The 26,595-nt window shown below is 64.0% G+C and carries 28 protein-coding genes; 16 read left to right on the forward strand and 12 right to left on the reverse strand.

The genetic code is table 11. The annotated features are described in order from the left end of the window. Positions 1-81: 81 nt before the first annotated feature. Positions 82-303, reverse strand: coding sequence for an acetyl-CoA carboxylase biotin carboxyl carrier protein subunit (locus V5279_RS18470; RefSeq protein WP_338699706.1), 222 nt, complete (start codon positions 301-303; stop codon positions 82-84). 130 nt (positions 304-433) lie between these two features. Here V5279_RS18470 and V5279_RS18475 point away from each other — a divergent pair, with 130 nt between their 5' ends. Both V5279_RS18475 and V5279_RS18480 read left to right on the forward strand, forming a co-directional pair. Next, positions 434-1,408, forward strand: coding sequence for an IclR family transcriptional regulator (locus V5279_RS18475; protein WP_338699708.1), 975 nt, complete (start codon positions 434-436; stop codon positions 1,406-1,408). Beyond that, positions 1,338-2,897, forward strand: coding sequence for an acyl-CoA carboxylase subunit beta (locus V5279_RS18480; protein ID WP_338699710.1), 1,560 nt, complete (start codon positions 1,338-1,340; stop codon positions 2,895-2,897). Before V5279_RS18475 ends, V5279_RS18480 begins: the two co-directional genes overlap by 71 nt. A gap of 101 nt (positions 2,898-2,998) precedes the next feature. Here the strand turns inward: V5279_RS18480 and V5279_RS18485 are convergent, their stop codons facing one another. Further along, a complete protein-coding gene (locus V5279_RS18485; RefSeq protein ID WP_338699712.1) occupies positions 2,999-4,162 on the reverse strand; it encodes a patatin-like phospholipase family protein in 1,164 nt (387 codons plus the stop codon). Between the two features lie 222 nt (positions 4,163-4,384). Between V5279_RS18485 and V5279_RS18490 the strand changes: the two genes are divergently transcribed. The 3 genes from V5279_RS18490 to V5279_RS18500 all read left to right on the forward strand — a co-directional run bounded on the left by V5279_RS18490 (position 4,385) and on the right by V5279_RS18500 (position 7,693). Further along, a complete protein-coding gene (locus V5279_RS18490) occupies positions 4,385-5,170 on the forward strand; it encodes an acetoacetate decarboxylase (RefSeq protein ID WP_029078656.1) in 786 nt (261 codons plus the stop codon). Between the two features lie 138 nt (positions 5,171-5,308). After that, on the forward strand, positions 5,309-6,328 hold the full coding sequence (locus V5279_RS18495; protein ID WP_338699716.1) for a transporter: 1,020 nt from the start codon (positions 5,309-5,311) through the stop codon (positions 6,326-6,328). Positions 6,329-6,352: 24 nt separating this feature from the next. Then, positions 6,353-7,693, forward strand: coding sequence for a carbohydrate porin (locus tag V5279_RS18500; protein ID WP_338699718.1), 1,341 nt, complete (start codon positions 6,353-6,355; stop codon positions 7,691-7,693). A 27-nt stretch (positions 7,694-7,720) separates the two neighbouring features. Here the strand turns inward: V5279_RS18500 and V5279_RS18505 are convergent, their stop codons facing one another. Further along, complete coding sequence (locus V5279_RS18505; RefSeq protein ID WP_338699720.1) at positions 7,721-9,025, reverse strand: MFS transporter; 1,305 nt, start codon at positions 9,023-9,025, stop codon at positions 7,721-7,723. Between the two features lie 109 nt (positions 9,026-9,134). Then, complete coding sequence (locus V5279_RS18510; protein WP_338699722.1) at positions 9,135-10,331, reverse strand: acetyl-CoA C-acyltransferase; 1,197 nt, start codon at positions 10,329-10,331, stop codon at positions 9,135-9,137. An 813-nt stretch (positions 10,332-11,144) separates the two neighbouring features. On the opposite strand from V5279_RS18510, the gene V5279_RS18515 reads away from it, so the two are divergent. Next, entirely contained in the window at positions 11,145-11,318 is a 174-nt protein-coding gene (locus tag V5279_RS18515; RefSeq protein WP_338699724.1) for a hypothetical protein, read from the forward strand. A gap of 54 nt (positions 11,319-11,372) precedes the next feature. Next, the gene (locus tag V5279_RS18520) at positions 11,373-11,978 is read left to right on the forward strand and encodes a CarD family transcriptional regulator (protein WP_338699726.1); all 606 of its coding nucleotides are present in this window, start codon (positions 11,373-11,375) and stop codon (positions 11,976-11,978) included. A gap of 71 nt (positions 11,979-12,049) precedes the next feature. Here V5279_RS18520 and V5279_RS18525 read toward each other — a convergent pair whose 3' ends face one another. Then, entirely contained in the window at positions 12,050-12,733 is a 684-nt protein-coding gene (locus tag V5279_RS18525; protein ID WP_338699728.1) for a hypothetical protein, read from the reverse strand. Positions 12,734-13,158: 425 nt separating this feature from the next. Here V5279_RS18525 and V5279_RS18530 point away from each other — a divergent pair, with 425 nt between their 5' ends. Both V5279_RS18530 and thrS read left to right on the forward strand, forming a co-directional pair. After that, the gene (locus V5279_RS18530) at positions 13,159-13,599 is read left to right on the forward strand and encodes a VOC family protein (protein ID WP_029078663.1); all 441 of its coding nucleotides are present in this window, start codon (positions 13,159-13,161) and stop codon (positions 13,597-13,599) included. Positions 13,600-13,874: 275 nt separating this feature from the next. Continuing rightward, positions 13,875-15,086 (forward strand): threonine--tRNA ligase, encoded by a 1,212-nt coding sequence (thrS, locus tag V5279_RS18535; protein WP_338699733.1) that lies wholly within the window; start codon positions 13,875-13,877, stop codon positions 15,084-15,086. A gap of 100 nt (positions 15,087-15,186) precedes the next feature. Here the strand turns inward: thrS and V5279_RS18540 are convergent, their stop codons facing one another. From V5279_RS18540 to V5279_RS18550, 3 genes are all read right to left on the reverse strand, one after another. Next, positions 15,187-15,393, reverse strand: coding sequence for a hypothetical protein (locus tag V5279_RS18540; RefSeq protein ID WP_224741579.1), 207 nt, complete (start codon positions 15,391-15,393; stop codon positions 15,187-15,189). Positions 15,394-15,587: 194 nt separating this feature from the next. Continuing rightward, a complete protein-coding gene (locus tag V5279_RS18545; RefSeq protein WP_338701277.1) occupies positions 15,588-16,100 on the reverse strand; it encodes a ParB N-terminal domain-containing protein in 513 nt (170 codons plus the stop codon). Between the two features lie 177 nt (positions 16,101-16,277). After that, complete coding sequence (locus V5279_RS18550) at positions 16,278-16,445, reverse strand: hypothetical protein (RefSeq protein WP_166296607.1); 168 nt, start codon at positions 16,443-16,445, stop codon at positions 16,278-16,280. A gap of 195 nt (positions 16,446-16,640) precedes the next feature. On the opposite strand from V5279_RS18550, the gene V5279_RS18555 reads away from it, so the two are divergent. Both V5279_RS18555 and V5279_RS18560 read left to right on the forward strand, forming a co-directional pair. Further along, positions 16,641-17,285 (forward strand): hypothetical protein, encoded by a 645-nt coding sequence (locus tag V5279_RS18555; RefSeq protein ID WP_338699737.1) that lies wholly within the window; start codon positions 16,641-16,643, stop codon positions 17,283-17,285. Positions 17,286-17,490: 205 nt separating this feature from the next. Beyond that, positions 17,491-17,832 (forward strand): nuclear transport factor 2 family protein, encoded by a 342-nt coding sequence (locus V5279_RS18560; protein ID WP_338699739.1) that lies wholly within the window; start codon positions 17,491-17,493, stop codon positions 17,830-17,832. A gap of 8 nt (positions 17,833-17,840) precedes the next feature. Here the strand turns inward: V5279_RS18560 and V5279_RS18565 are convergent, their stop codons facing one another. Then, on the reverse strand, positions 17,841-19,202 hold the full coding sequence (locus tag V5279_RS18565; RefSeq protein ID WP_338699741.1) for a histidine kinase: 1,362 nt from the start codon (positions 19,200-19,202) through the stop codon (positions 17,841-17,843). A 37-nt stretch (positions 19,203-19,239) separates the two neighbouring features. On the opposite strand from V5279_RS18565, the gene V5279_RS18570 reads away from it, so the two are divergent. Beyond that, positions 19,240-19,884, forward strand: a complete 645-nt coding sequence (locus V5279_RS18570) for a response regulator transcription factor (RefSeq protein ID WP_338699743.1) — start codon at positions 19,240-19,242, stop codon at positions 19,882-19,884. A gap of 249 nt (positions 19,885-20,133) precedes the next feature. Here V5279_RS18570 and V5279_RS18575 read toward each other — a convergent pair whose 3' ends face one another. Then, on the reverse strand, positions 20,134-20,280 hold the full coding sequence (locus tag V5279_RS18575) for a hypothetical protein (RefSeq protein ID WP_166296598.1): 147 nt from the start codon (positions 20,278-20,280) through the stop codon (positions 20,134-20,136). Positions 20,281-20,644: 364 nt separating this feature from the next. Between V5279_RS18575 and V5279_RS18580 the strand changes: the two genes are divergently transcribed. Beyond that, on the forward strand, positions 20,645-21,904 hold the full coding sequence (locus tag V5279_RS18580; protein WP_338699745.1) for an MFS transporter: 1,260 nt from the start codon (positions 20,645-20,647) through the stop codon (positions 21,902-21,904). A 137-nt stretch (positions 21,905-22,041) separates the two neighbouring features. After that, on the forward strand, positions 22,042-22,446 hold the full coding sequence (locus V5279_RS18585) for a hypothetical protein (protein ID WP_338699747.1): 405 nt from the start codon (positions 22,042-22,044) through the stop codon (positions 22,444-22,446). A gap of 86 nt (positions 22,447-22,532) precedes the next feature. On the opposite strand, the gene V5279_RS18590 is transcribed toward V5279_RS18585, so the two are convergent. Next, a complete protein-coding gene (locus V5279_RS18590; RefSeq protein WP_338699749.1) occupies positions 22,533-23,303 on the reverse strand; it encodes an enoyl-CoA hydratase in 771 nt (256 codons plus the stop codon). Positions 23,304-23,435: 132 nt separating this feature from the next. Here V5279_RS18590 and V5279_RS18595 point away from each other — a divergent pair, with 132 nt between their 5' ends. Beyond that, complete coding sequence (locus V5279_RS18595) at positions 23,436-24,011, forward strand: PaaI family thioesterase (RefSeq protein ID WP_338699751.1); 576 nt, start codon at positions 23,436-23,438, stop codon at positions 24,009-24,011. A 60-nt stretch (positions 24,012-24,071) separates the two neighbouring features. Beyond that, positions 24,072-24,683, forward strand: a complete 612-nt coding sequence (locus V5279_RS18600) for a TetR/AcrR family transcriptional regulator (RefSeq protein ID WP_338699753.1) — start codon at positions 24,072-24,074, stop codon at positions 24,681-24,683. A 239-nt stretch (positions 24,684-24,922) separates the two neighbouring features. Here the strand turns inward: V5279_RS18600 and V5279_RS18605 are convergent, their stop codons facing one another. Next, complete coding sequence (locus V5279_RS18605; RefSeq protein WP_338699754.1) at positions 24,923-26,494, reverse strand: winged helix-turn-helix domain-containing tetratricopeptide repeat protein; 1,572 nt, start codon at positions 26,492-26,494, stop codon at positions 24,923-24,925. Between the last annotated feature and the right edge of the window lie 101 nt (positions 26,495-26,595).

A 26,595-nucleotide genomic window follows, 5' to 3' on the forward strand; every position in this document is an offset into this window, starting at 1 on the left:
CGCTACGTCCGACGCAAGGCGGCGATTTCGGCCGCTGCATCACCGGACAGATTGTCGCGGCTGGCCGGAGGTTGCGAGATCTCAGGTCTCGACGATCGCGACCGCCTGGCCTTCGGCGATGACGTCGTCGATCTTGACCAGAATCGACTTGATTCTGCCTGCTGCCGTCGATGTGACCGGTATTTCCATCTTCATCGCCTCGACGAACGCAATCTCGTCGCCATCGCCGATGCTGGTGCCGGCCTCGACAGGAAGCGCGCAAACGCGCCCGGCAACTTCGGTCACGACCTTGATCTCTGGCATTCCACTCTCCGATACCGTCTTGCGGAAATTTCATCCGGCGAGCGGCTTTTTGTTGTGGCGGCAGATTGCCTGAGGTAGCTTCATCTGCAAGTGGAATTTTATTCCGTAGGACGGAATGGAGCCAAAACAAATGGGACGGCGCTCGGAACGACTTAGCAGGCAGGGAATGCTCGCCAGCGAGACAGGCGATGGCGATGTCATCCAGGTGGTGTCGCGCGCCTTCGATGTGTTGCGGTGCTTCGAGGGGCACGAAGCCCGGCTCGGCAATCTCGAAATCTCGAACCGCTGCGGCCTGCCGCGTTCGACGGTGTCGCGGTTGACGCACACGCTGACGCGGATGGGACAGCTCGTCTATCTGCCGCGCGACCAGAAGTATCGGATCGGTCCGAGTGCGGTCGCGATGAGCACCACGATGATGAAGGGGCTGCAGCTGCGCAATCTGATCCGGCTGCGCCTGCAGGATGTCGCCGATCAATTGCCGGGCACGGTGGGCTTCGTGATCCCCGACCGCTTTCAAATGGTCTATCTGGAGTTCGCCCGCGCGGCGAACGCGCTCGGCCTGCATGAGGCCACCGGCAGCCGCATCTCGATGGCGACCACCGCCGCCGGCCATGCCTACACGGCCGCGCTCGATCCTGTGATCGGCGACGCGCTGATATCAGAGATGGAAGGCGAGTTGCCTGAGAGCGCCAAGATGCTGACGCCGCGCATCGAGGCCAACCGCCGTCATTTGCAGGAGCACGGCTACGTCGTCGCCTGCGGCCTGTGGAGCCCGCATATCAACGGCGTCGCGGTGCCGCTGTGGTCGCCGCAATATCAGACCTATGTGGTCACCACGATCGGCCTGCTCTCGGCGATGTATGACGAAGAGCGGCTGCACCGCGAGGTCGCACCGCAAATGGTCGAACTCGCCGCCGCGCTCGGCAGCCTGCTCGAAGGCGCCGACGGCGATATCTTCAGCAATCGGATCGAACGCAAATCGCTATCGGTCGCCGCCCATAACAACAACAAAATGATCAAGACGGAGGCAATGAATGAACTGGAAGCCGGAACTCGACGACCTCGCCCGGCGCGAAGCGTTCGCGCGGGAGATGGGAGGCGTTGACAAGGTCAAGCGACAGCGCGACCAGGGCCGGCTCACCGTTCGTGAGCGCATCGACAAGCTCGTCGACCAGAGCAGCTTCCACGAGGTCGGTGCCATCTCCGGCATCGCCGAATATGACGAGAGCAACGAACTCAAGCATCTGACGCCGGCGAACTGCGTGTTCGGCCGCGCCAGGGTCGACGGCCGCACCGTGGTGGTGGTCGGCGACGATTTCACCGTGCGCGGCGGCTCGGCCGATGCATCGATCTCCGCCAAGCCGCTGATGGCGGAGGAGATGGCGCATGATTTCCGCCTGCCGATCGTTCGCGTGATTGAAGGTTCGGGCGGCGGCGGCTCGGTGAAGACGATCGAGACCAAGGGCGCCGCCAATCTGCCCGGCGGCGTCGGCGGCACGCGCTGGTACTGGTACACGACCGCCAATCTGGCGCGCGTGCCGGTGGTCGGCCTCGGCCTCGGTTCGGTCGCCGGCTTAGGTGCGGCGCGGCTGGCGGCGACGCATTACTCGGTCATGACCAAGAGCTCCGCGATGTTCGTCGCCGGTCCGCCGGTGGTGAAGCGCCTGGGTCAGGACCTCACCAAGCAGGAGCTCGGCGGCGCCGACATCCAGACCCGCGCCGGCGCGATCGATCAGGCGGTCGAGACCGAGGAGGAGGCGTTCGACTACGCGCGGCGCTTCCTGTCCTATCTGCCGTCGTCGGTCTACGATCTGCCGCCGACCATTCCCTGCACCGACGATCCGGAACGCGCCGAGGAGGCGCTGCTGAAGGCCGTGCCGCGCAACCGCAGGCAGGTCTACAAGATGCGGCCGATCATCGAGGCCGTCGTCGACAAGGGCTCGTTCTTCGAGGTCGCCGCCAATTTCGGCCGGCCTGTGATCACCGGACTGGCGCGGATCGAGGGCAGGGCGGTGCTGCTGCTCGGCAGCGATCCGTTCCACTATGGCGGCTCGTGGACCGCGGACGCCTGCCAGAAGGTGGTGCGGTGGGTCGACTTCGCCGAGACCTTCCATCTACCGGTGGTCTATCTGATGGACTGCCCGGGCTTCATGATCGGGCTCGAGGCGGAGAAGTCGGCGACCATCCGCCACGGCGTGCGGGCGATGGCCGCAGTCAACCAGAGCACGGTGCCGTGGTGCACCATCATCATCCGCAACGCTTTCGGTGTCGCCGGCGTGGTGCATCAGCCGGCCAACCGGTTCTCGATGCGCTATGCTTGGCCGTCGGCCTATTGGGGCTCGCTGCCGCTGGAGGGCGGCATCGAGGCGGCCTATCGCGCCGAGATCGACGCGGCCAGTGATCCCGCCGCCAAGCTGCGCGAGATCGAGGATCGCCTCAACAAGCTGCGCTCGCCGTTCCGCTCGGCCGAGAAGTTCTGGGTAGAGGAGGTGATCGATCCGCGCAAGACGCGCTCGCTGCTCTGCGAATTCGCGCGTCTGGCCGAACCGATCCGCACCCCGGGCCCGCCGGGCAACATGTCGACGCGGCCGTAAGCTTTTTCACGCCGTCATTCCGGGGCGATGCGAAGCATCGAACCCGGAATCCCGAGATTCCGGGTCTGGTCCTTCGGACCATCCCGGAATGACGACGCGTGCTACTCGCTCTCCCGATGCACGTCGTGGATCACGATGCCCATGCCGTTCTCCGGCATCTTGATCCATTCGCGATGCTTCAGCGAACGCTTGGTGTCCTCGTGTCCGCTCACCCAGTGCTCGCGCATCGAGGTGCCGGAGAATTCGTGGTCCTTGGCGTCGCCCTCATAGGCCTTCTGCTGATAGATCAGCTGCAGCAACGTGATTCCGGGCAGCCGGCTGTTCGCCTTCTTGAGCTGGCGCTCTTCATCCGAGAGCTGATCGTCGGGGATTTTCCCCAACGCGTTGTGCAGGGCGGTGCGCAGATTGTAGGTCTTGCGGTAGACGTCGGTGTTGTAGCGGGTGCGCGACGAATACATGATGTCCTTGTGGCGGGCCATCACGTCCTGGATGTCGCGCGGCAGCGCGCCGCGCGCCGAGAACAGGTCGACCTGGAACACCAGCGAGTTGGCGTTGTCTTCCTGGTCCAGCAGGTGCTGCAGCGGCGTGTTGGAGACGATGCCGCCGTCCCAGAAATGATCGGTGCCGACCTTCACCATCGGCAGCGCCGGCGGCAGCGCGCCGCTCGCCATGATGTGCTCAGGGATGATCTCGTCATGGGCATTGTCGAAATAGATGAAGTTGCCGGACAGCACATTCACCGCGCCGACCGCAAACCGCATTGTCTTGGAATTGATGCGGTCGAAATCGACCAGCTCGAGCAGTGATTCACGCAACGGCGTGGTGTCGTAATAGCTGGTGGCGGTGTGCGCGCCGGCCGGGCTGAACCACGGATTGGTCTGATGCGGGGTGAAGAAGCCGGGTTGCCCGAGCGTCGTCGTCAGCCATGAGCTGGTGAAATTGCGCGCCTTGCGGAAGATGTCGCCATCAGGCGTGTAATGCCAGATCTTGCGGCTGGTGATGCGATCCCAGAATGTGTGCAGCCGCTCCAGTCGCTTCTCCGGCGGATTGCCGGCGATGATCGCCGAGTTGATCGCGCCGATCGAGACGCCGCAGACCCAGTCGGGCTCGATGTTGGATTCATGCAGCGCCTGGTAGACGCCGGCCTGATAGGCGCCGAGCGCGCCGCCGCCCTGCAGCACCAGCGCCACGCGATCGCAGCCTTCGGGGCGCCAGCCGGGCGTCGCGTGCTCGATATCGTCAAAATGAGGGGTTCGCGCGTCCATCTCAGACACTCCAAAAAATTCGCGGCGAGAATTCAGGGCGCCGATGACGCCGTGATGACAAACGCCGCGTCGGCCCATGGCGCATCCGCCGTGCCTGCCTGCATGGTTAGCATTGGCCTCATCAGCGAAACGCGGGTCATGCGGCTGACGGAAATCCCTCATCTCGCTGTCAATCTCGGCCGTTAGCTTCCGCGCAAGCTTTTCAAACAGGGGGTTATTGCGATGCGCAGGGAAGATCTGCTCAAGCTTCCGTCCATGCCGGCCGCCGGTCCGAGCTATCCCGCCGGTCCCTACCGCTTCATCGATCGCGAATTCCTTGTCATCACCTATGAGACCGATCCGGAGCTGATCCGTGCCGGCCTGCCTGAGCCGCTGGAGCCGATCGAGCAGGCGATCGTGCATTACGAATGGATCAAGATGCCCGACAGCTCCGGCTTCGGCAGCTACACCGAGTCCGGCCTTGTGATCCCCGCGCGCCTGCATGGCGAAGAGGTCAACTTCGTCTGCCAGATGTATCTCGACGATGATCCGCCGATCGCGGCCGGCCGTGAGATCTGGGGCTTTCCGAAGAAGTACGCCCACCCGAAGCTCGAGATCGTCAAGGACACGCTGACCGGCACGCTGGAATATGCCGGCCAGCTCGTTGCGATGGGCACGATGGGCTACAAGCACGAGAGCATGGCGGGCAATGGCGACATCACCCGCGCCACGCTGTCGAAGACGCAGATCAATCTGAAGATGATCCCCGGCGTCGACGGCCATCTCGAAATCTGCCAACTGGTTGCGATCAACCTGACCGACATCGTCGTCAAGGGATCGTGGATCGGGCCGGGCCGGCTGCATCTGGTGCCGCATGTCAACGCGCCGGTCGCGGATTTCCCGGTCAAGCGCGTCGTCGGCGCGCACCATTTCCTCGCCGACCTGACGCTGCCGTTCGGCCGCGTGGTGCACGACTACAACAAGGAAGCCGCCGAGGCGGCGACGCCGACCGGCCTTGCGGCCGAGTAGGGCTGTCGCTGACATAAAACTGTAACGGGCGCGTCCTCCAATATGACGAAGGACGCGCCCGCCCGGTTTTGCGCGGCGGCGGGTTTTTGAGCATGTCATTTCGCGCGGTTGCCTTGAAGATTCTCTTGGAGAGCGGCCATGCTGGCTGATCCACCTCCTGCTCCTGTCGGCTCGCTGCTGACGCGTGAGGCCGTCCCCGGCCTGGTATGGGCGTTTCGCCTGCACCACGACGGCCGTGCCGAGGCGCTTCCAATCGACAAACCGATCGAGCCGAGCCATGACGGAAGGTTGTGGCTGCACTTCAACCTGAGCGATGTCCGTACCCGCGCGTGGCTCGCCAACATGCACATCCCGCAGCTCGCGCGCGACCTGCTGCTGTCGAACGACGAATTCCAGCAGATCCACACCATCGACAATTGCGTCTATGGCGTGTTCTCCGATCTGGTGCGCAGCATCGATGCTCCGACCGAGGAGACCGACTTCCTTCGGTTTGCGATGACCGAGCGTCTCCTGATCAGCGGACGCCACCAGGCGCTCTGCGCGGTCGACGCGACGCGCCGCGTGCTCGAAAGTGGCTATCGCGTCGAGAGCGTCGCGGCGCTGCTGGAAAAGATCATCCATGAGGTCGCCGACACCATGGACCGCATGGCCGACAAGATCGGCACCGAGATCGATGCGATCGAGGACCGGGTGGTCGCCGGCGAAACCAATTCCGAGATGCGCGGCACGCTCGGGCGGATGCGCCGGACCTGCGTGCGGCTGCATCGCCAGCTCGCCGGTTTGCGTGTGCTGTTTCACCGGCTCGAGCTGAAGAACATGGACAATCTCAGCCCGGCGCTGCGGTTGCAGGCCGGCAAGCTGGCACAGCGGCTCGACGGCCTCGACCACGACATCGTCGAACTGCGCGAGCGCAGCCGCCTTCTCGAGGAAGAGCTGCGCTTCAAGCTCGAGGAGGAGAGCAACAAGCATCTGCATGCGCTGTCCGTCGTCACCATGATGCTGCTGCCGCCGACGCTCGTCACCGGCATCTTCGGCATGAACACCAAGGGATTGCCGCTGACCGATGTCGACAGCGGATTTCTGTGGGCTGCTGGCTTGTTGGTCGGATCGGCGCTCTTGGCTTATCTGCTGATGCGACGGCTGCGCATCGTCAAATAGCGCGATCGCACCGCGGCATCTCCCATGAGCAGAGCTCTTTCCCGCGCAACACTGGTGGCCGCGGCCCTCGCGCTCTGCGCCCCGGCGCATGCGGACGACAAGCCGGTCGCCGATCGGATCGCGGATACGCGCGCCGCGCCGGAGGAGGCCGGCTACCAGTTCAGCATGACCTATATCGGCGAGGCGTTTACCAACACCTCGGGAGGTGTGAGCAACGGTGCGGCCTATACCGGCCGTCTCGATCTCGGCACCACGATCGACCTCGAGAAGGTGATGGGCTGGACCGGCGCGACCTTCCACGCCAACATGTTCCAGATCCATGGCGACGGGCTGTCGCGGGGCTATGTCGGCAACTTGTTTCTGGTGTCCGGCGTCGAGTCGCTGCCGGCGACGCGGCTCTACGAGTTCTGGATCGAGCAGAAGCTCCTGGACGGCAGGCTCGCGGTGCGCGTCGGCCAGCAGGGCTCCGACGTCGAGTTCATCGACAGCCAGTACGACGACATCTTCATCAATTCGGCGTTGGGCTGGCCCGGCATCACCGGCGTCAATCTTCCGACCGGCGGGCCATCGCCGGCGCTTGCCGTGCCCGGGATCCGCATCAAGGCAAGCCTGACCGACCGCCTCACGGCCTATCTGGGGCTGTTTGACGGTTCGGCCGCTCCACCGCAGGGAACCGAGGATCCGCAACTCCTCAATCCGCACGGGATCCTGTTCCGCGTCAACGATCCGCCCTGGTGGATCGGCCAGCTCAAATACAAGTTCGAGATCGGCGAGAGCAAGCTGCCGGCCACGATCACCGGCGGCGGCTGGTATCACATGATGTCGTTCGCCGATCAGCGCTTCGGGGCCGACGGGCTGTCGCTCGCCGATCCCAACAGCTCCGGCGACACCCGGTGGCTGCGACGGGACAACGGCATCTTCATGGTCTATGAGCAGTTGCTCGCGCGCGTTGAGCCGGACGCGGACAAGGGCGTCGCGTTCTTCATGCGAGTTTCGGTCAGCCCGTCGGACCGCAACCTCATCAGCACCTATGTCGACGGCGGCTTCCTGTTCACCGGCTTCAGCGACAAATATCCGGACGACCGGTTCGGCATTGCCGGGATTTACGGCAGGATTTCCGACGCCGCCCGCGCGCTCGATCGCGATACCCAGATCTTCACCGGCACGGCGTATCCGATCCGCGACTATGAGGCGATCCTCGAGATCACCTACCAGCACGTCGTGAATGCCAATTTCACGATGCAGCCGATGTTTCAATACATCGCCCATCCCGGCGGCGGCGCCGTCGACCCCAATGATCCGACGCAGACGCATCGGATCAAGGACAGCATCGTGTTCGGGATGCGCACCATCCTCTCGTACTGACCAGCGCAAGTCGCGCAGGCGAGGGCCTCAAGCCGCCGCCGGTTTCGGCTCGGCCGCTGGCTTCGGTTGCGGCCGTGCGATCGCCAGCGCGATCAGCGCGGCGAACACGCAGAGCGCGCCGGCAATGAAGAACGCCGGCAGATAGCTCTGATAGAGGGTGCGCGACAGGCCGGCGCCGAATGCGGCGGTGCCGGCGCCGAGCTGGTGGCCGGCGAAGATCCAGCCGAACACCAGATTGGCACGCTCGGCGCCGAAGCGCTGCGCCGTGAGGCGCACCGTCGGCGGCACGGTCGCGATCCAGTCGAGTCCGTAGAACATCGCAAACAGCGACAATCCGTAGAACGTGAAGTCGGAGAACGGCAGGAACAGCAGCGAGAGGCCGCGCAGACCGTAATACCAGAACAGCAGATAGCGGTTGTCGTAGCGGTCCGACAGCCAGCCCGAGACGATGGTGCCGAAGAAGTCGAAGATGCCCATTGCGGCGAGCAGGCTGGCGGCCTGCACCTGCGGGATGCCGTAATCGAGACACATCGGGATCAGGTGGACCTGGACCAGGCCGTTGGTCGATGCGCCGCAGACGAAGAAGGTCGCGAACAGGATCCAGAACACCGACGATTTCGAGGAATCGCGCAGCGTGCCGAGCGCGACCGCCATGATCGGCGTATTGGCCGGCGGCGGCGCGGGGAGGGGCGCGGTGCCGTCATCGCCGAACGGGCGCAGGCCGACGTCGCTTGGCCGGTCGCGCATCACCATCAGCACGGCAAAGGCGGCGACGCCGAGCATGACGCAGACCAGCCCGAGCGCGACGCGCCAGCCATAACGCTCGGTCAGCGTCGCGAGCAGCGGCAGGAAGGCGAGCTGCCCGGTCGCGACGCTCGCGGTGAGGATGCCGACCACCAGGCCGCGGCGTCCGACGAACCAGCGCGCCGCGATCGTCGCGCCGAGCACCAGCGCGGTCATGCCGGTGCCGATCCCGATCACGACGCCCCACAAGAGCACCAGCTGCCAGACCTGCGTCATGGCGAGGGAGGCGAGCAATCCCGAGACCACGATCAGCTGTGCCGCCAGCGTCACGTTGCGCAGGCCGTAGCGGTTCAGCAGCGCGGCGGCGAACGGCGCCATCAGTCCGAACAGGATGAAGCGGATCGACAGCGCCGAGGAGATCTCGGCGGTGGACCAGCCGAACTCCTTCTGCAGCGGCACGATGAAGACGCCGGGCGCGCCGACGGTGCCGGCCGAGATCAGTGCGGCGAGAAAGGTCACGGCGACCATCACCCAACCGTAGTGGATGTTGCGGCGGGCGAGGGTGGAAGCAAGCCAGTTCGAGATCATTGGGCCCCAATTGAAATGCGATGAGGGTTCTGTTCGTGATGCGCAATATGGCACGAGGAGCTATGTCTAAAATGACATAGTTCCCTCGTTTTCGGACTCGTGCCTCAGGTCAGTGCGCGACGCGCTCGACCGCGATCGCGGTGGCTTCGCCGCCGCCGATGCACAGCGCAGCGACGCCGCGTTTCAGATTCTGCGCTTCCAGCGCGTGCAGCAGCGTCACGATTAGCCGCGCGCCGGTGGCGCCGATCGGGTGGCCGAGGGCGCAGGCGCCACCATTGATGTTCAGCCTGTCCCTGGGAATTCCGAGATCGCGCTGCGCCGCCATCGCGACCACGGCGAAAGCTTCGTTGATCTCGAACAGATCGACATCGCCGACGCTCCAGCCGACCTTGTCGAGCAGCTTTCTGATCGCCGGGATCGGCGCGGTGGTGAACCACTGCGGCTCCTGGCTGTGGGTGGCGTGGCCCTTGATCTCGGCCAGCACCGGCAGCCCGTCGCGGTCGGCAAGCGAGCGCTTCGCCAGGATCAGCGCCGCGGCGCCGTCGGCGTTGGCGGAGGAGGCCGCCGGCGTGATGGTGCCGTTGGCACGGAATGCGGGCTTGAGGCCGGGGATCTTTGCGGGATCGACCTTCAGCGGATGCTCGTCATTGGCGATGATGCGCGGGCCGGATTTTTCCTGCAGCGTGATCGGCGCGATCTCGGCCTTGAAGGCGCCGCCCTCGACCGCCTTGCGGGCACGGCTCAGCGTCTCGATCGCGTAAGTGTCCTGGTCGGCGCGGGTGAACTGATAGGCCTCCGCGGTCGCCTCGCCGAAATCGCCCATCGAGCGGCCGGTCTCGTAGGCGTCCTCGAGCCCGTCCATCATCATGTGGTCGATGATGCGGTCATGGCCGGCGCGATAGCCGCCGCGCGCCTTTTGCAGCAGATACGGCGCGTTGCTCATGCTCTCCATGCCGCCGGACAGCACGATCTCGGCCGAGCCGGCCTTGATGATGTCGTGGCCGAGCATGGTCGCCTTCATGCCGGAGCCGCAGACCTTGTTGACGGTGGTGGCGCCGGTGGCATCGGGTAGTTTTGCGCCGCGCGCGGCCTGGCGGGCAGGGGCCTGGCCCTGGCCCGCGGGCAGCACGTTGCCCATGAACACCTCGTCGATCCGCTCGGGCGCGAGTTTTGCGCGTTCGAGCGCCGCGCCGATCACGTGCGAGCCGAGCTTGTGCGCCGCGAGCGGCGTCAGTTCGCCCATGAAGCGGCCAAGCGCGGTGCGGACGGCCGAGAGGATGACGACGGGATCGGCGCTGGATGCCATGGCAGGATTTCCTTCAATGCCGGGGATTTGATTGAATTATCTTCATCATATGATGCAATGCAAGAAATGCAACTGCGTGTCCGCCTGCCATGACAAAATGTCGTGTTCGCATGAGTTGGGGAGGGAGCGCGGGCTGCTGTTGCATCGATGTCCGCTGTCGTCCCTGCGAACCCCAACCCGGGATGTCATCACCCGCGCATGCGGGTGATCCAGTATTCCAGAGACAGCTTTGCTTGAGCCCAGGGGCCGCGGCGTACTGGATCGCCCGGTCGAGCCGGGCGATGACAGTGTGGGTGGGGACACAGCTTCGCGTTCTCGCGACATGATTTGTCCGAGCTTTGCTCTTCGTTTTGCCCTCTCACTTGGCAGAGGGCGCAGGGAAAGCCGGGTGCCGATCGCACCCATGGGCCCCGTGCAAAGGTAGAAAGCACGGGGGTAGGACCACAGGTGTAACCGGAAACACTCCGGCTTTCCCTGCGCGATGGGTTACGGCTTACTTCGTGCTCTCCCCGGCGAGACTGGGCTTGTTTGTCACCGCCTTCGCAAGACGCTTTCGCGCTTTGCTTGAGGACACCGGCCACTAGGGCGTCAGGACCACACGACTTCACCGTCCGCATCAATCACGCTTCGTCCGTCGTGATCTCCGCGTCCACCGCATCCCACACCGCGTTCGTGACGATCGCGAAGCGCCCCTCGATCGGGTGAGACGGGCGAACCATACATCAAATTATCGTTCCGATAAACCGAAATATTTTTGCTGCGGGGGCTTGCGCCGTCGGGCAACTCAGTGATCGAGATTTCGGCACGGAACCGTTGATTTTCGCCGAGCGGGAACACGTTGCCAAGAAACCACAGCCATCTAAGGGAATGGAAATTGGAGGCGTCATTTTCGTGGCGGCGCACGCGCTCGCGGCTTATTGGTTAGGGATCAAATCGGGCAGCGTGAATGATTTCCGGCCCGGCAGTTTGTTTCAGATGCGTGATTGATCAGAGCTGGAATTGGCATGAACCGATTCAAGAAGCCATGGAGCTTGTCGCGAAATGAATTTTGATAATCGATCCAAATCCAATTATTCGAACCACCCCCATTCGGCATCAGCGAACCCCGTCGGCGAAACGACTGAAAACCAGAACGCTGAGATGCGCTTTGGTTTCAAGGCGACGGACTTGATCGTGTACCCTGCGCACGGCGTCGGCCAAATTGTAGCGATTGAGGAGCAGACAGTGGCAGGGGCTTGCCTCGAGTTCTTTGTCGTCTATTTCGCGAAGAGCAAGATGACGCTGCGCGTTCCGACGAGGAAAGCGGCAAGCGCCGGAATGCGTAGACCGTCCGATCCCGCTGCCATCCAGCACATGCGACGAATCCTGGGTCAAGCGCCGCACAAAGCGCGGGGGAATTGGTCCCGACTTGCGCAGGAATACGAAAGCAAGATCAATTCGGGCAATATTGTCGCCATCGCGGAAGTCATGCGCGATCTCTATCGGCCCTCGGTCAATTCCGAACAGAGCTACAGCGAACGACAGCTTTACGCGGCGGCAGTCGATCGCCTGTCCGGAGAAGTCGCGCTTGTCAGCGGCATTACCGAAGCAGAAGCCGTCAGGGAGCTTGAAAGCCTGATGCTCGCTGAGGTCAGGCGGAGCGCATAGAGCGCTCTGCTCGGACATCGTCGGAACGTCCGCTTCCGCCTCCAGGCTGACGTTCCGGCGCCGCTGGCGCTCTAGGATGGCCGCTCGACGAAGGCGACGGCCTTGTTGCTATAGGTCCATATCGCGCCGTCGCGTTTGCTGATCCCGAGAAAGGCGGTCGGCGAACCGGCATATTTCATGTTCCGATTGCCGCCGTCGATGCCGTAGGCCCATGGGTCGAGGCACAGAAACTCGGTGATCTTGCCGTCGGCTCCCGAAGTGCGGTGGCCGACGATGCCGACATAATGGGCGCCGCCAAGGGAGGCCCGCACCGGCACCTTGTTTTCAAGATTCTTGATCGTCCAATCCACCGCTTTGCTGGGATCGCGGGCCGCGCTCACCTGGTCGCGCGCCGTCGGTTCGGCCATTTTCCAGCCCATGTAGCGGACGAACACGATCTTGATGATCGAACCGCACCAATATTGATTGTTCACCGCCTTGAGGAAGCCGCCATTGTTCTGGTTCCATGGCAGCTTGCTCTTCTTGTAGTTCTCCATCGACTCGTCCGCGGTCGCCGCCAGGGTGGGAAGGGTGTTCAGCGGTTCATCCACCAGCATTTCATAGACGCGATGGCGGCTGTCCAATTCGTCGCCGGGGTCTTGGTTGCTGTAGAACTTGCGATAGGCGGGCGTTTTGGCCGCCGTCGTGACGGTGTGGAAATAGTGCCAGATTAAATCGGTTGTCCACGAGGAGTCGCGGGTATGGGTGTCGGACATGGAAAGGTTCCAAATAGGGCATTCGGCTGCGGCGGCTTCGCGGCCGTTTCTCACTTGCGGTCAGACCAGCCGCGCTGAAAGGTTAGTCCCCGCTCGGTTGATGACGGTTCACTGAGGACTTCGCGACGCCCGATCTGGTCTTGGCAGGAACATTGATCAAGCAAACCGTCTTGGAAGCACCGGCCGCATGATCGAATAGCGTCTCTTTTTGGTGCACCGCTTGAGCCGGGATTTGGCCCTTGGCGGACCTGCGCGTGTCCCAGGCTGAGGTCGCGAATGACCCCAAAGCAGATTTCCGCGCCCGCCTACCGTGCGACCGAGCGAGCTGGTAGGCTTGCAAGAACTGGAGGGCCAGTTGCCGGAGGTCACCCAGCGGAGGTGTGCCCGCGCGTCCAGTGCATGGCGTTGATGACGGGAGTAACGAGATGATACTCAATCCTGACCATGTCACCATCGCAGTGGCCGACGCCGGCCCGGCGATCGCGTTCTTCGCGCTGCTTGGCTTCAGAAAGGCGCATGTCGCGACGATCGACGGTGGCGTGCCCGCTCAGTACATGGGTATGCCGGGCATGAAGGCGCAGCACATCACCCTCGCACTCGAGGGAGCGGATCCTCATTTCGAGATCCAGCTGCTCGCGTTCGACCCGCCGCCTGCGACCGATCCCGGTGCGCACCCGACGAATCTGCGACGACGGGGCTTCAACCACCTCGCGTTCCGCGTCGACGACATCGAGGCGGCCACCGCACACCTCGTGGCCAACGGCGTCACCATGCTGAGCGACGAGATGGATTACATCAGCCGAAAGCTGCGGCTGTTCGAGGGTCCCGAGGGCATCACGATCGAGTTGGTGCAGCGGGACGACTGAGACGCTTCCGATTAAGGGCCGTTACTCGGCGCGACGCCGAGCGGCCCGCGCCGGCGTTGACGCCCGGGCGTTTTGCCGCCATATACAACTCATGAACAAGCTTTTCTCAGCCGCTTTGACCACCACCGCGACCGCTGACGGCGGATCGCCTGCTGGTTGCGCGCGCTAGAGACAAGCGTCCTTCACCCAGAAAAGGCCCCGCCGGCGACGGACGGGGCCTTTTCTGTTTGGGTGGTCACCGTCCGCGCTGTTTCCCATCACAAGGAACAATAGCCATGGACGATCTCGACCACAGACATCTCGGCGTACAGCTCAAGCTCTGGCACCTTCAGGATGATGCGCCGGGCATGGTGTTCTGGCATCCGCGCGGCACCGCGCTCTACCGGGTGCTGGAGGACTATGTCAGGCGCAAGATGCGCCGCGCCTTCTATGCCGAGGTGCGGACGCCGCAGCTGCTGCCAAAGCTGCTCTGGGACCGCAGCGGCCACTGGGACAAGTTCGGCGCGCACATGTTCCGCGTCGATGACGGCGAAGCGGCGATGGCGCTGAAGCCGATGTCGTGTCCGTGCCATGTGCAAATCTTCAACAAGGGGCTGCGCTCGTGGCGCGAGCTTCCGATCCGTTATGCCGAGTTCGGCGCCTGCCATCGCAACGAGCCGTCCGGCTCGCTGCACGGCATCATGCGGACGCGCGCGTTCGAGCAGGACGACGCGCATGTGTTCTGCCGCGAGCAGGACGTCGAGAGCGAAGTCGCGTGCTTCATCGCTCTGCTTGATGAGGTCTATCGCGAGCTCGGCTTTCCCGACTACGAGGTGGCGCTGGGGACGCGGCCCGCGCTGCGCGCCGGCGACGATGCGAGCTGGGACTGGTCGGAGGCGAAGCTCGGCGACGCCGCGCGGCGCTGCGGCCTCGCGCCGCAGATCAATCCGGGCGAAGGCGCGTTCTACGGACCGAAGCTGGAATTCGCGTTGCGCGACCGTCTCGGACGATCCTGGCAGTGCGGCACGGTGCAACTCGACAGTGTGCTGCCGGAGCGGCTCGAGGCGTCCTATATCGCTCCCGACGGCAGCCGTGCGACGCCGCTGATGATCCATCACGCCATCTTCGGATCGCTCGGCCGCATGATCGCGATCCTGCTCGAGCATCACGGCGGTGCGCTGCCGTTCTGGCTGTCGCCGGACCAGGTTGCGGTGGCGCCGATCTCGCAAGAGCAGGCGGCGTATGGCGCGGACGTCAAGGCAGCGTTCGAGGATGCCGGGATCCGGGCTGTTGACTACGACGGCGCCGACACGCTGTCGCGACGCATCGTGGCGGCGCATGACATGGCGGTGCCTGTCATGGCGATCGTCGGCAGGCGCGAGATGAGGGAGGGCCGGGTGACCCTGCGCGAGCGCGACGGCGCGCAGGCCGACATGCCGCTGGCCGATGCGGTGTTCCGCCTGCAGGCTAGGGCGCGGCCGGGTGCCGTGATGGCCGAAGCGTTGTAGCCCGCGGATGCAGGTCCCAGGCGAGCAGGCGCCAGGATGAGGGGGTCTTCGCCCGTTGGCCCACTGCGGACCTGCCGATCGGCGGCGCTGCAGGACGCTTTCACCGCTTTTTCTTGGGCGCGGCTTCGCTGCTCGCGGCTGCCTCGCGCTCCAAACGCTCCGCCTTCAATCGCTCACGGTTCGCATGAAACGCGTTCTGGACGCGTTGGTGTTCCGATGTCGCGCTCTTGGTCCCAGCTGCCCGGAACGCCTTTTGGGCCTCGCGCTGAGCCTGGGTGGGTCTCCTCGACTCATGGGTGTAAGGCATTTCTTCCTCCTTACCGGGGCAGTGCTCCCGACTTGGGCTCTCAGGGGCGTCGCTTGCCGGAGGTAAGAAGTCTACTCCCGATTCGCCCTAAAGTTCCATTTTGCGGTGCAGCGGAACGCACACAGCGTTCGAAGACGCTGTCTTGTGTGCACCTCTGAGCATACGCGGAAGGCAGAAGGGGTGTGAGCCGGCAATCAATAGCGACCACCATCGCGCTTCTGTTGTGTGAGCCATTCCGACAGGGTCTTGGTTTTTGATCCTGGATCGGCCGACGCCCCTCGTCTGATGCTCCCGCCGGAACGCGTTGCCCGAAGCCCGGTTGATTGAGATTCCGTGACTGCCTCCGCGGAAGCGGTCGATCTCTCCGCAGCTTCCTTTTCGAGGCGCAGCTTCTTCAATCGCGCCATCTTGTCCCGCTCGGCCTCAGTTTCAGCTGTGTCCGACAACAGCGCCTTGTGGTGAGCGGTCTCTGCTGAACCCAGGACTCCGATAATCGTCGTCTCGCCAAGCGCCTTGCAGGCCTCGAGCCGATGCAATCCCTCGAGCAAAACGAGCCGGCCTTCGTCAGGCCGAACGAGAATGGGAATCTGTTGTCCTGATTCCAGAATACTCGCCGCGATTTCCTGAACGAGCTCAGGCCTCAGCGTTTTCCTCTTCTTGATGGGAACGTAAATCTGGTCGATTGGAAGACTTTCCGGGTCGGGCACAGTCATACTCCCTCCTCAGGGTCCGTCCACAATACGGTTTAGGGATGAAGCGCTATGCCGCCAAGGGATTTCTAAGGCATTTTTCATCCTGCGCTGCGGCGATCTGCACGAGTTCTTCTGCACTTGTCGCTGCCCTGGAGCGCGGTCCCGCATTCGATGCCACAAGGCCTGCGTGCCTCAGTCCGAACGCCACGCGCCGAGCAGGAATCGCCGCTTCGGTGTGGCGCCTGCCTGCTTGTGCAGATCGGGCAGATCGACGGCGTAACGCTTCATCAGGAGCCGGATTGCGACCCCAAGGATCACAAAGGGCGTCAGATAGATGGCGAAAACTTCGAAGGCTGTCATGTGGTCCTCCGCAGCTTTGAAGCGGACATGCTACCCCAAAAGCACGCACGACGGCACCTAAAACTGTACCGGTCACGCTGGGTCCGCGTTAACCGAATTCCCGAACGCCGATCAATTCAAGGTTGCGGCATGGAGGGTCCATTTACCGACCGGATGCTAGGCATCGCCGATTGTGCAATGGAAAGTCATATCGCAATGTCCGTCATCGCTGTCGAGCAGTCGCCCGCGCGCATTCCGCTCTCTGTCAAGATCGGCTTCAGCGCCTTCATGGCCGTCCTGGTGCCGGTGTACACATATTCCTACGGGCCGACGAATTTTCTGTATTTCTGCGACGTCTGCCTGATCCTCACTTTGATCGGGGTCTGGACCGAAAGCGCGCTCTTGATTTCGATGTGCGCCGTCGGGCTGCTGGTGCCGCAGACCGTCTGGGTGATCGACTACCTCGCGCATGTCGCCGGCTTTTCGCTGACCGGAATGACCGATTACATGTTCGACTCGAACCTCTCGCTGTTCCTGCGCTTCCTGTCGGGCTTCCACGGCTGGCTGCCGTTCCTGCTGCTGTTCCTGGTCTGGCGTCTCGGTTACGACCAGCGCGCGCTGATCGCCTGGAGCGTGCTGGCGTGGGCGCTGCTGCTGCTCTGCTACTTCGTGATGCCGCCACCACGGCCGGACCCGGGCATGTCCCCGGTCAACATCAACTACGTCTTCGGCACCAGCGACAGGGCGCCGCAAGGCTTCGTGCCGCCGCTGGTGTGGCTCGCCGGCCTGATGATCGGCCTTCCGCTGCTCGCCTTCATTCCCACCCACTTCATGCTGCGGCGCGCCGTGCCGCGGACGTGAAGGACGTCGGCTTCCGCAGATCGAAGACCCCGCCGCTGATGCCACCGCGGCATGGCGGCATGCGGCGGCGCCGGAGTACGATCCGCTGTATCGGCATCCGCGGATGCGTTAACATCCAGCGGCGCCGTCGTTGCAGAACGAGCCGGGGCGGCGGCGCGGTCTGGCCGGCACTAGTGCGCAGGCAATCGATTGTTGTGGAGTTCATTTGACCAAGCACTTTGACGAGATGGCCGTCGTGGTGGACTGGCTCGACTGCTGCAGGAGCCGCGATCTCGAGGCGCTGCTTGACTACTATGCCGATGATGCCCGGCTGGAATGCGCCTGCGAGGGGAGCTCGATCAGCGGCCGTTCCGCGCTGGCGGATTACTGGCGGCCGAAACTGTCCGCGGTGGCGTCGAGCGCGTTCGGGCTCGAGGAGATTTCGCCGCAAGGGAACGGGGTCGTGCTTGACTATCTGAGCTTCGAGGGCAGGCGGGTTCAGATCGTGTTCGGGTTCGATGCCGAGGGGCGGATAGCGCACATGCGCTGCGCCCCGTCATCGCGGTGATGCCTTCCTCATTGCACGACGGCATGGTCGAGCGGCAGCCGGCAACGCACGATGGTGAGACCTTGCTCGCGGACCAGCTCCAGCGTGCCGTCGAGCGCGCGCACGCGTTCCTGCATGCCGGTCAGGCCGCGGCCGAAGACCAGGTTCCGCGGCAGGCCGACGCCGTCGTCCGAAATCTCGATCCGGATCTGGGCCTCCTCGATCGCCGCCGCGACGCTCATCGTCCACGCCTCCGCATGGCGGAGGACATTGGTCACCCCTTCCTGGATGACGCGGTAGGCGGTTTGCGAGAGCAGGCCGTCGAGGTCATTCAGACGCTGATCGATCTGCGATTGCAGGCTGAGGCCGGGAGCCTGGGATTTGGCATTGCGCAGCAACGCCTGCACGCTGGCCATTAGTCCCAGCTCCGTGACGTAGAGCGGGCTCAGTCCCTCCAGCACGCGCCGGTTGGCCTGCTGCAGGGCCTCGGCCGCGCTGAGGATGCCATGCGCCGGCGAGCCGGGCTCGGGAGGGCCCTCGGCCTCGGCCAGCGCCGTGGCGTTGGCGCGGATGGCGAACAGCAGCGGGCCCATCTCGTCATGCAGTTCGCGGGCGAGCTCGCGGCGCTCGTCGTCCTGCACCGCAACGAGCTTGCGCAGCAGCTCGCGATTGTCCTGGCTGAACCGCCTCAGCGTCGCGGCGAGCTGGTTGGCTTCCGCGCAGCTGTTGCGGATCTCGGGCGGGCCGGCCAATGGAATGGCGGCATCGTATTCGCCGTTTCGCATCCGGGTCAGGCCGGCGCCGAGCTGGGCCAGCGGGCGCAGCGCGGTGCCGGTCGTGAAATAGGCGCTGAGTGCGGCGAGCAGCATCAGCGCCATACCGGACGCCACGATGGCCAGGAAGCCCACCCATTTCTCGGAGATTTCGGCGAAAAGGTTGGGGCTGAAAACGATATCGCCCACATGCGCAGGTCCGATTTTGACCGGATGCGTTGAGCCAAGTTGGGGGACCTGCAGCAGAGCCGTGAACCAGGCGGGAACGTTGCCGCGATCGGTGTCCGAGGCCGTGCGGTGCGGCCTCGACCCCGACGGCACGAACTCGATCGCAGAAAGCGTGCCGAGCCCGCCCGCGAACGCATTGAGGGTCTGCTGCGGGTTGTGCGCAGCCGCGAGTGCGGCATTCAGGGCATCGGCTACAAGCTGGGCGGAGCGCGCACCCTGGGCGTTCTCCTGCTCGAATTGCTCGGGTGAAAAGGTCTGCAGGGCGAAGCCGGCGAGCATCAGTGCGCCGATCATCATCGCCGCCATCGGCAGCAACAGCCGGGCGCGAAGGGAGAGGCGGGTCCAGAGTTTCGGCACGTCGGGCTCCGTTTTGGCGATTTCGCTTCCCATTCCCGCGCGAAGTTTCTATCAAGGCGGAGGGGTAGTCATGCACGAAACGGCCAAATCAGCCACCAGGGTATTGATCGTTGACGACCATCCGGTCGTGGTCTCGGGCTGCCGCTCCCTGTTTGCCTCCGACAAGACGGTCAAGATCGACGAGGCCGCCGATGCCAAGGCCGGCCATCGTGCCTTCATGCAGAAGCGGCCCGACGTCACCGTCATCGACATCAAGCTTCCCGATGTCTCCGGGTTCGAGCTGCTGCGCAGGATCCGCAAGGACGATCCGGACGCCCGCATCATCATGTTCAGCATGAATGACGACCCCGCATTCGTGGTGCGGGCCGTGGAGATGGGCGCGCAGGGCTACCTCTCGAAGAGCGACGATCCGCGCCTGTTCGTGAAGGCGGTGCGCAAGGTCGCGGCCGGCGAGCGGTTCATCTCGCCGCATCTCGCGGAGGCGATCGCCTTCGCCGGCGCCGCGATCAAGGCCAACCCCGCCTCACAGATGTCGGCGCGGGAACTGGAGATCCTGCGGCTGCTGGGCCGCGGCGACAAGATCGTCGATGTCGCCTCCGCGCTCGGCATCTCCTACAAGACCGTCGCCAACACCACCTCGCTGCTCAAGCAGAAGCTCGGCGCCAAGAACCACTCCGACCTGGTGCGGATCGCGGTCGAGCTGGAGCTGGGCTGAGCTTTGCGGAAGACGGCCATTCCTGCCTTTCGGGAAAAATATGCAGCCGGCTGGAACTGTTTGTCTCTGTCCCGGTTGATGCCGTGCGTTAAGACACAATCAACTTCCCAATAAGACTCCGGCGCGGCTCCCCGGCTGCGCCGGAGCTAATTTTTGTGTGCAGTGGTGGAGCAGGAACGAGATCAGGCGCGGCGGTCGCGCCGCGCGGGAGACCACAGGCCTGAAAGAGCGTTGGCACCTGAACCCGCGCTAGAGCGGGGCCCGGACCTGCGGCACGGCCGGCATTGCAGGGCTCCTTGCCGCCCGGGACTCGACGAACAGGCTGGATGTGACGATCAGCGCGATCGAGAACAACGCCACCACCGACATGCATGCGACCTGATCGCCAGCGCCCATTTCGCTCCTCCGCGTTTGCTTCGAACGGAGAACTTGGGGGAGATCGGTTCGTTCCTGTGATCGGGAAAAACCAGCAATACTCGCTTCGTCGTTGCCGGCGCTTCCGCCAACGCATGATCGGCTGCGGCTGATTCGGACCGGGTTTGACGCGAGGCATTGACGCCAGCGGTGCGAAGAGGGCCGCGCCCGGCATGGCCGCATGCGGCGGCCGCGATTGACAGGGGCGGCGTTGGCGCTACGCTTCCGGAACAGGGAGGTTTTCCCAAGCGACCGCGATCAAGACCAGACTCATCACGACCAGACTCAAGAGCCAACCAAGAACCAAGAACAAGGGCAGGAACGCCGTGAAACGCGTCATCGCGTCTTGAGCGGAGCCACGCGGACCTCCGCGCTCGCGCCATTTCGCATCCGCAGCTATCGCTTTCAATGGCCGTCCGATCTGCTCACCTCGTGGGCGTTCGAGGTCGAGACGCTGGTGCTCGGCTGGTACATCATGGTCGAGACCGGCTCGGTCTTGCTGCTGACCGTGCTCGCCTCGCTGCAATATGTCGGCACGCTGGTCGCGCCTGTCGTCGGCATGATCGGCGACCGCATGGGGCATCGCGATCTGCTTGCCGTGATGCGCTTTGCCTATACCGTACTCGCCGGCACCATCATGACGCTGGCGCTGACGGGGCACCTGGCGCCCTTGAACGTCATGATCATCGTCGCGATCATGGGCGTGATCCGCCCGTCGGATCTCGGCGTGCGCGGCGCGCTGCTCGCCGACATCATGCCGCCGGAACAGCTGGTCGGCGCCATCAGTCTGGCGCGCACCACGCAGGATTCGGCGCGGATCGCCGGCGCGCTGACCGGGGCCGGATTGTTCGCGGCGCTCGGCATCGGCTATGTCTATGTCGGGATCGCCGGCTTCTATTTCATCGCGGCGATCCTGATGCTGTGCATGGGCCGTCCGAAATCACACGGCGCAGCCGATCTCGCGGCCGACGATCTGCCGGGTTCAAAACTGCTGCGGGACCTCAAGGAGGGCATCGTCTATGCCTGGAGCGGCCCGGGCATGCGCGCCGCCCTGTGTGTTGCGTTCCTCGCCAATCTGACCGCGTTTCCGCTCACCAACGGCTTATTGCCCTATGTCGCGCGCGACATCTTCCATACCGACCAGACCGGGCTCGGCTATCTCTCGGCGAGTTTTGCGGTCGGCTCGCTGATCGGCTCGATCACGCTCAGCATGGCCGGCGGCGTGCGCATCGCGCGGCTCCTGATCGGCGCGACCTTGGCCTGGTACGTAATGCTCTTGGTGTTCGTCGAGCTCAGGACTATGCCGGTGGCGATGGCCTGCCTGGTGCTGGCCGGCATCGCGCAGAGCATGTCGATGATCTCCGCCGCGGTGATGCTGATGCGCAATGCCAGCGCACATCTGCGCGGCCGCGTAATGGGCGTGCGCATGATGGTGATCTACGGCCTGCCGCTCGGCCTGCTCGCGGCCGGCAGCCTGATCGACCTGATCGGCTACACCGCAACCGGCACGCTGCTCGCCGCCGCCGGCTTCATCGCCATGCTGGCGATCGCGCTGCACTGGCGCGCCGACCTGTGGCCGACGCACGCGCCGGCCAATGCAAGGTGAAAGCGAGCTTCCATAGCCCGGATGAGCGAAGCGATATCCGGGGAGCTCGATCCGCGGATGGTGCGCCTCGGATTTCGCTGCGCTACATCTGTGCTACGAACTTGGGCCTGGAGCTGAACGACAGATTGGGATGTGGTGTGGACGAGCAGCACAGAACGCAGCTGATCGGCGGTCATAACGACGAGTCTGCTCTCTTCACCCTGTTCGAAGAGGGGGACGACTGTCGGCTTCGGTGCGAATACCGAGATAAAACCGTTGAACGCACTGCAGCCGATTTCTTCCAAGCTCTTTGCGATGTTCGCTGTCTGTTAGCCGAGGATGGCCTCATTCCATTCTGCTATGGCGCAAGCCTGAACGTATATCCTTCGGGGATGGCGAGGGATATGGGCGCTGGTCTCAAGGCCTACAAGCTCGTGGTGGGACGACACGCGAAGATGAGCGATCTTGTTGAGATATTCGCCAGCGGCCCCGGCGTGATTCCGGCCTCCGTTGCCGCGCAGGAGCAGTTTTTCCGTGACTGGCTTGCGTCGCCGCGCTCGTAGCCCGGATGACCGAAGCGATATCCGGGACGGCTGGATCCCGCATGTCGCTGCGCTCATGCGGGCTACGAGCTTGCGCGTCCGCGCCGCTATCGCTTCCTGTCCAAAAACCCCTGCAGCAGCCGCTGCGGCTCGCCGGTCTGGAAGGATTTGCCGAATACGCCGACGCTCAGATTCACCGACTCGGTCAGCGGCAGCTCTTCCCACTGACGCAGCAAATCCTTCTGGATGCGCAGCGCTTCGGGGCCGCATTCCAGCAGCGCCTTGACGGTGTGCTCGATGGCGTCGTCGAGGCCACCGGGTTTTGCCACGGTGTCGACCAGGCCCCAGGCGAGCGCGGTCGGCGCGTCGATGTTCTCCGCGGTCATCATCAGCCAGCGCGCGCGGCCCCAGCCGATCAGGCGCGGCAACAGCGCGGCATGGATCACCGAGGGGATGCCGACCCGCACCTCGGGCATGCCGAACATCGCGTCATGTGCCGCGACCCTGACGTCGCAGGCCGCCGCGACCTCGAGGCCGCCGCCCAGGCACCAGCCGGGCAGGCGGGCAATCACCGGCGCCGGGAATTTGCGCACGGCCTCGCAGAGGTCGCGCAGGCGGCTGATGAACGCTTCCGCGGATTTTTGGTCGAGCTTCGCCATCTCCTTGATGTCGGCGCCGCCGATCATGCTGCGCTCGCTTTCGCCTACGAGAATCACCGCGCGGATGCCGCGGTCGGCGGCGAGGTGCTCAAAACCTTCGCGCACGCCGTTGGTCACGGCCGAGCTGACGATGTTCAGCTTGCCGGCGTTGCAGATCGTGAGGCGGACGACGCCTCTCGAGTCGCGGTCGATGCCGCAGTGGGGATTGAGCATGTCCATGGAACGGTCCCGGCGCAGGAATTGATCGCGCCATGTCCCGGACAAAGCGTGTCCCTGTCAAGGGACCGAACCGCGGTTGCGCCGCGCGGTTCGGATCGATAGAATTATACTTGTCATATAAGTGGAGCCGTCATGACCGCCGCCGAGACCACCGACCTTCATTCGCCCGATCTGCTGCGCACCCGCGTGGTGGAGTGGCAGGCGCCCGGGCCGGTCGCGAAGGCGGCGATGCCGATGTCGGGCATCGAGGCGATGCGCGCGATCCGCGACGGCCGGTTGCCGCCGCCGCCGATGGCCAAGCTGATCGGCTTTCGCATGGCCGTGGTCGAGCCCGAGCGGATCGTGATGGAACTCGAGCCGCATGAGAGCCTGGAGAACACGATCGGTCTGCTGCACGGCGCGACCGCCGCGGCGCTGCTCGACACCGCGATGGGTTGCGCGATCTCGACGGTGCTGCCGGCGGGGCAGACTTCGGTGACGCTCGACCTCAAGCTGACCTATCTGCGCCCGCTGTCGGTGCGCTCCGGCACCATTTCGGCGGAGGGCAGGGTAATCAAGCTCGGGCGGCAGACCAGCTACACCGAAGGTTTCGTCCGCGACGGCAAGGGTAATCTAGCGGTGCACGCGACCGCGACATTCTCCATGCTCGGCGGGGAACCCAAGACTCTGGGCAACAGTCGGGACCAGACACCGAATGAGACGAAATAAATGCAGCAACGCGGGCGCAAATCTGCTATTATATGATTAGAAACATTCCATGAGAGCGGCATGCGCTATTCGAAAGAGCACAAGCAGGAGACCCACGCGCGGATCGTGAAGAAGGCCGCGACGCGGCTGCGCGAGCGGGGTGCCCATGGCATCGGCGTCGCCGACCTGATGAAGGATGCCGGGCTGACCCATGGCGGCTTCTACGCGCATTTCGATTCGCGCGAGGCGCTGGTGATCGAGGCCTTCAGCTATGCGATGGACCGCGCCATCGAGCGCTGGCGCAAGGTCGCGGCGGACATACCGCCGGAGAAGCGGCTGTCGACCATCATCGACGGCTATCTGTCGGCGGTGCATCGCGACGATCCCGGCCAGGGCTGCGCGATCCCGGCGCTCGGCGCCGAGATCGCCCGCGAGAGCCCGAAGACCCGCAAAGCCTTTGCCCTCAAGCTCGACCAGATGATCGACATGATCGCCGACCAGATCCCCGACGTGCCGCGCAAGGCCGCGCGCAAGCAGGCGATGGCGGTTCTCGCGACCATGATGGGCACCATCGTGATGTCGCGGATCTCGGGCAACGGCGAAATGTCCGACGAGATATTGGCCGCCGGCCGCGAGGCGGTGATGGGACGGACTGCCGCGGCCAAGGCGCCGGCGAAGAAGAAGGTGAATTAGGCGGGGTCTCTCCCTGCCGTCGTCCCGGGCTTGACCCGGGACCCATAACCACGAATGCCGGCTGATAAATTCCGCTGGGGCCACGCTCCCGTCAACAACACAATCCTGTGGTTATGGGTCCCGGCGTTCGCCGGGACGACGGAGAGATACATTCCGCCAAACAGTGCGCGCTCAGCTTCTAGTGTCTCGTAGACGCAGTCGGCCACAGCGTGGATGCGGGCGAGGCCGCGGACTCACGATCAGTCCGGAAGCCCCGCTTCGCGAAGACCCTTGGCAAAAAGGGCTAGATCCTCCGCGCGGCGAAATGGTGCCAGATCGTCCAGATTGGAGATGCACAGATCGGGATTGCGCTCGCGTGCACGCGCGATGCTCTTCTGTGCCGGCTCAAGGCGTCCGGTGAGCGCATTGCAGGCCGCGCACATGCAGATTGTCAGCAGGAAATCCGGATTGTCGCGCAATGCCTTCTCGGCCCATGACAACGCCATATCATGGCGGCCGGAGAGAAAATGAGCATACGCCACGGCTGCGTTGATGCTGTACATGGACGGATCGAGCGGACTCAGGCGCATGGCGCGCGCAGTGTAATCAAGTACGAGGTCGGGCTCACCTCGAAAAATCCTCACCCACGCACCAAGATTCCAGGCTTGCGCCAGGTTCGGATTGATCGCCAGTCCGCGATCCACGAAAGCAATCGCATCATCGAACTCATGGGCGATGAAGGCGAGGACATATGCACCCATGCACATCGCTGCCGGGTCATCTACTCCCAGATGCACTGCTTTCCAGCCTAGCCGCGTAGCTTCGGCACTTTCCTGCTCACGATCGATCATCCAGCGACGCGCTTTGCGCTGGATGTAGCACCATCCGGCCATGCCATAGGCGCACGCCAGACCGGGGTCGAGCTCGATCGCCTTGCAAAAGAGCAGGAGTGCTTCGCTGTTCGCTTCTCTGGTCCAGCGACGAACGCTCGCCAACCCACGCAGGTAATAGTCGTATGCATCCAGGTTCTCGGTCGGCTTGCGCCTGGCTCGCCTGATTTCCTCGCGCTGCAGCATGGGCGCGATGGCACCCACGACGGTAGAGGTCACCTGGTCCTGCAAATCGAAGATATCCTCGAGCGCACCATCAAAACGGTCAGCCCAGAGATGCGCGCCGGTTTCAGCATCGATCAACTGACCGGCGATACGAATGCGATTTCCGGCCTTGCGCACGCTACCTTCGAGGACATAGCGCACCGCGAGCTCGCGGCCGACCTGCTTGATGTCCACGGGCCGGCCCTTGTAGGTGAAGCTCGAATTGCGCGCGATCACGAGCAGCCAACGAAACCGCGACAGTGCCATCGTGATATCTTCCACGACGCCATCGGCGAAATACTCCTGCTCCGGGTCGGCACTCAGGTTCTGGAAGGGCAGCACGGCGATCGAAGGTTTGTCGGGGAGCGCGACGGTTGGCTTCGGCCGCTCCAACTCGGCGCCGGCCGTTGCCGCGCTTGCAGGCCCCCGATCTTCCCGGACCGCACCGACGAACCGGAAACCTTTGCGTGGCAGTGTCTTGATCAGACGCTGCTGTTCGCCGGAATCACCGATGGCGCTGCGCGCGACATTGAGGCGGGTGGTCAGCGCTGCATCGGACACGCTGCGCCCGTTCCAGATGGCTTCGATGACGTCGTCCTTGCTGACGACGCGCTCCCTGTTGCGGATCAGAAAGTCGAGCAGGTCGAATACCTGTGGCGTGACGGAGACCACCTCCGCCCCGCGATGCAGCTCGCGCCGGTCAGTGTCGAGTGCGTACTCCTCGAAGAGATAGCGCAAGCCGCGAATCCCTTGGGTGTGCCTCCGATGATCGTCATGAGGCGCCTTGGCACCGCCTGGAGCGCCAAGAATAAGCCGCCGGTGAGGAAAATGTAAGCCGC

Origin of the sequence: Bradyrhizobium sp. 26S5 (assembly GCF_036923295.1) — a bacterium.
GTDB classification, from domain to species: domain Bacteria; phylum Pseudomonadota; class Alphaproteobacteria; order Rhizobiales; family Xanthobacteraceae; genus Bradyrhizobium; species Bradyrhizobium septentrionale.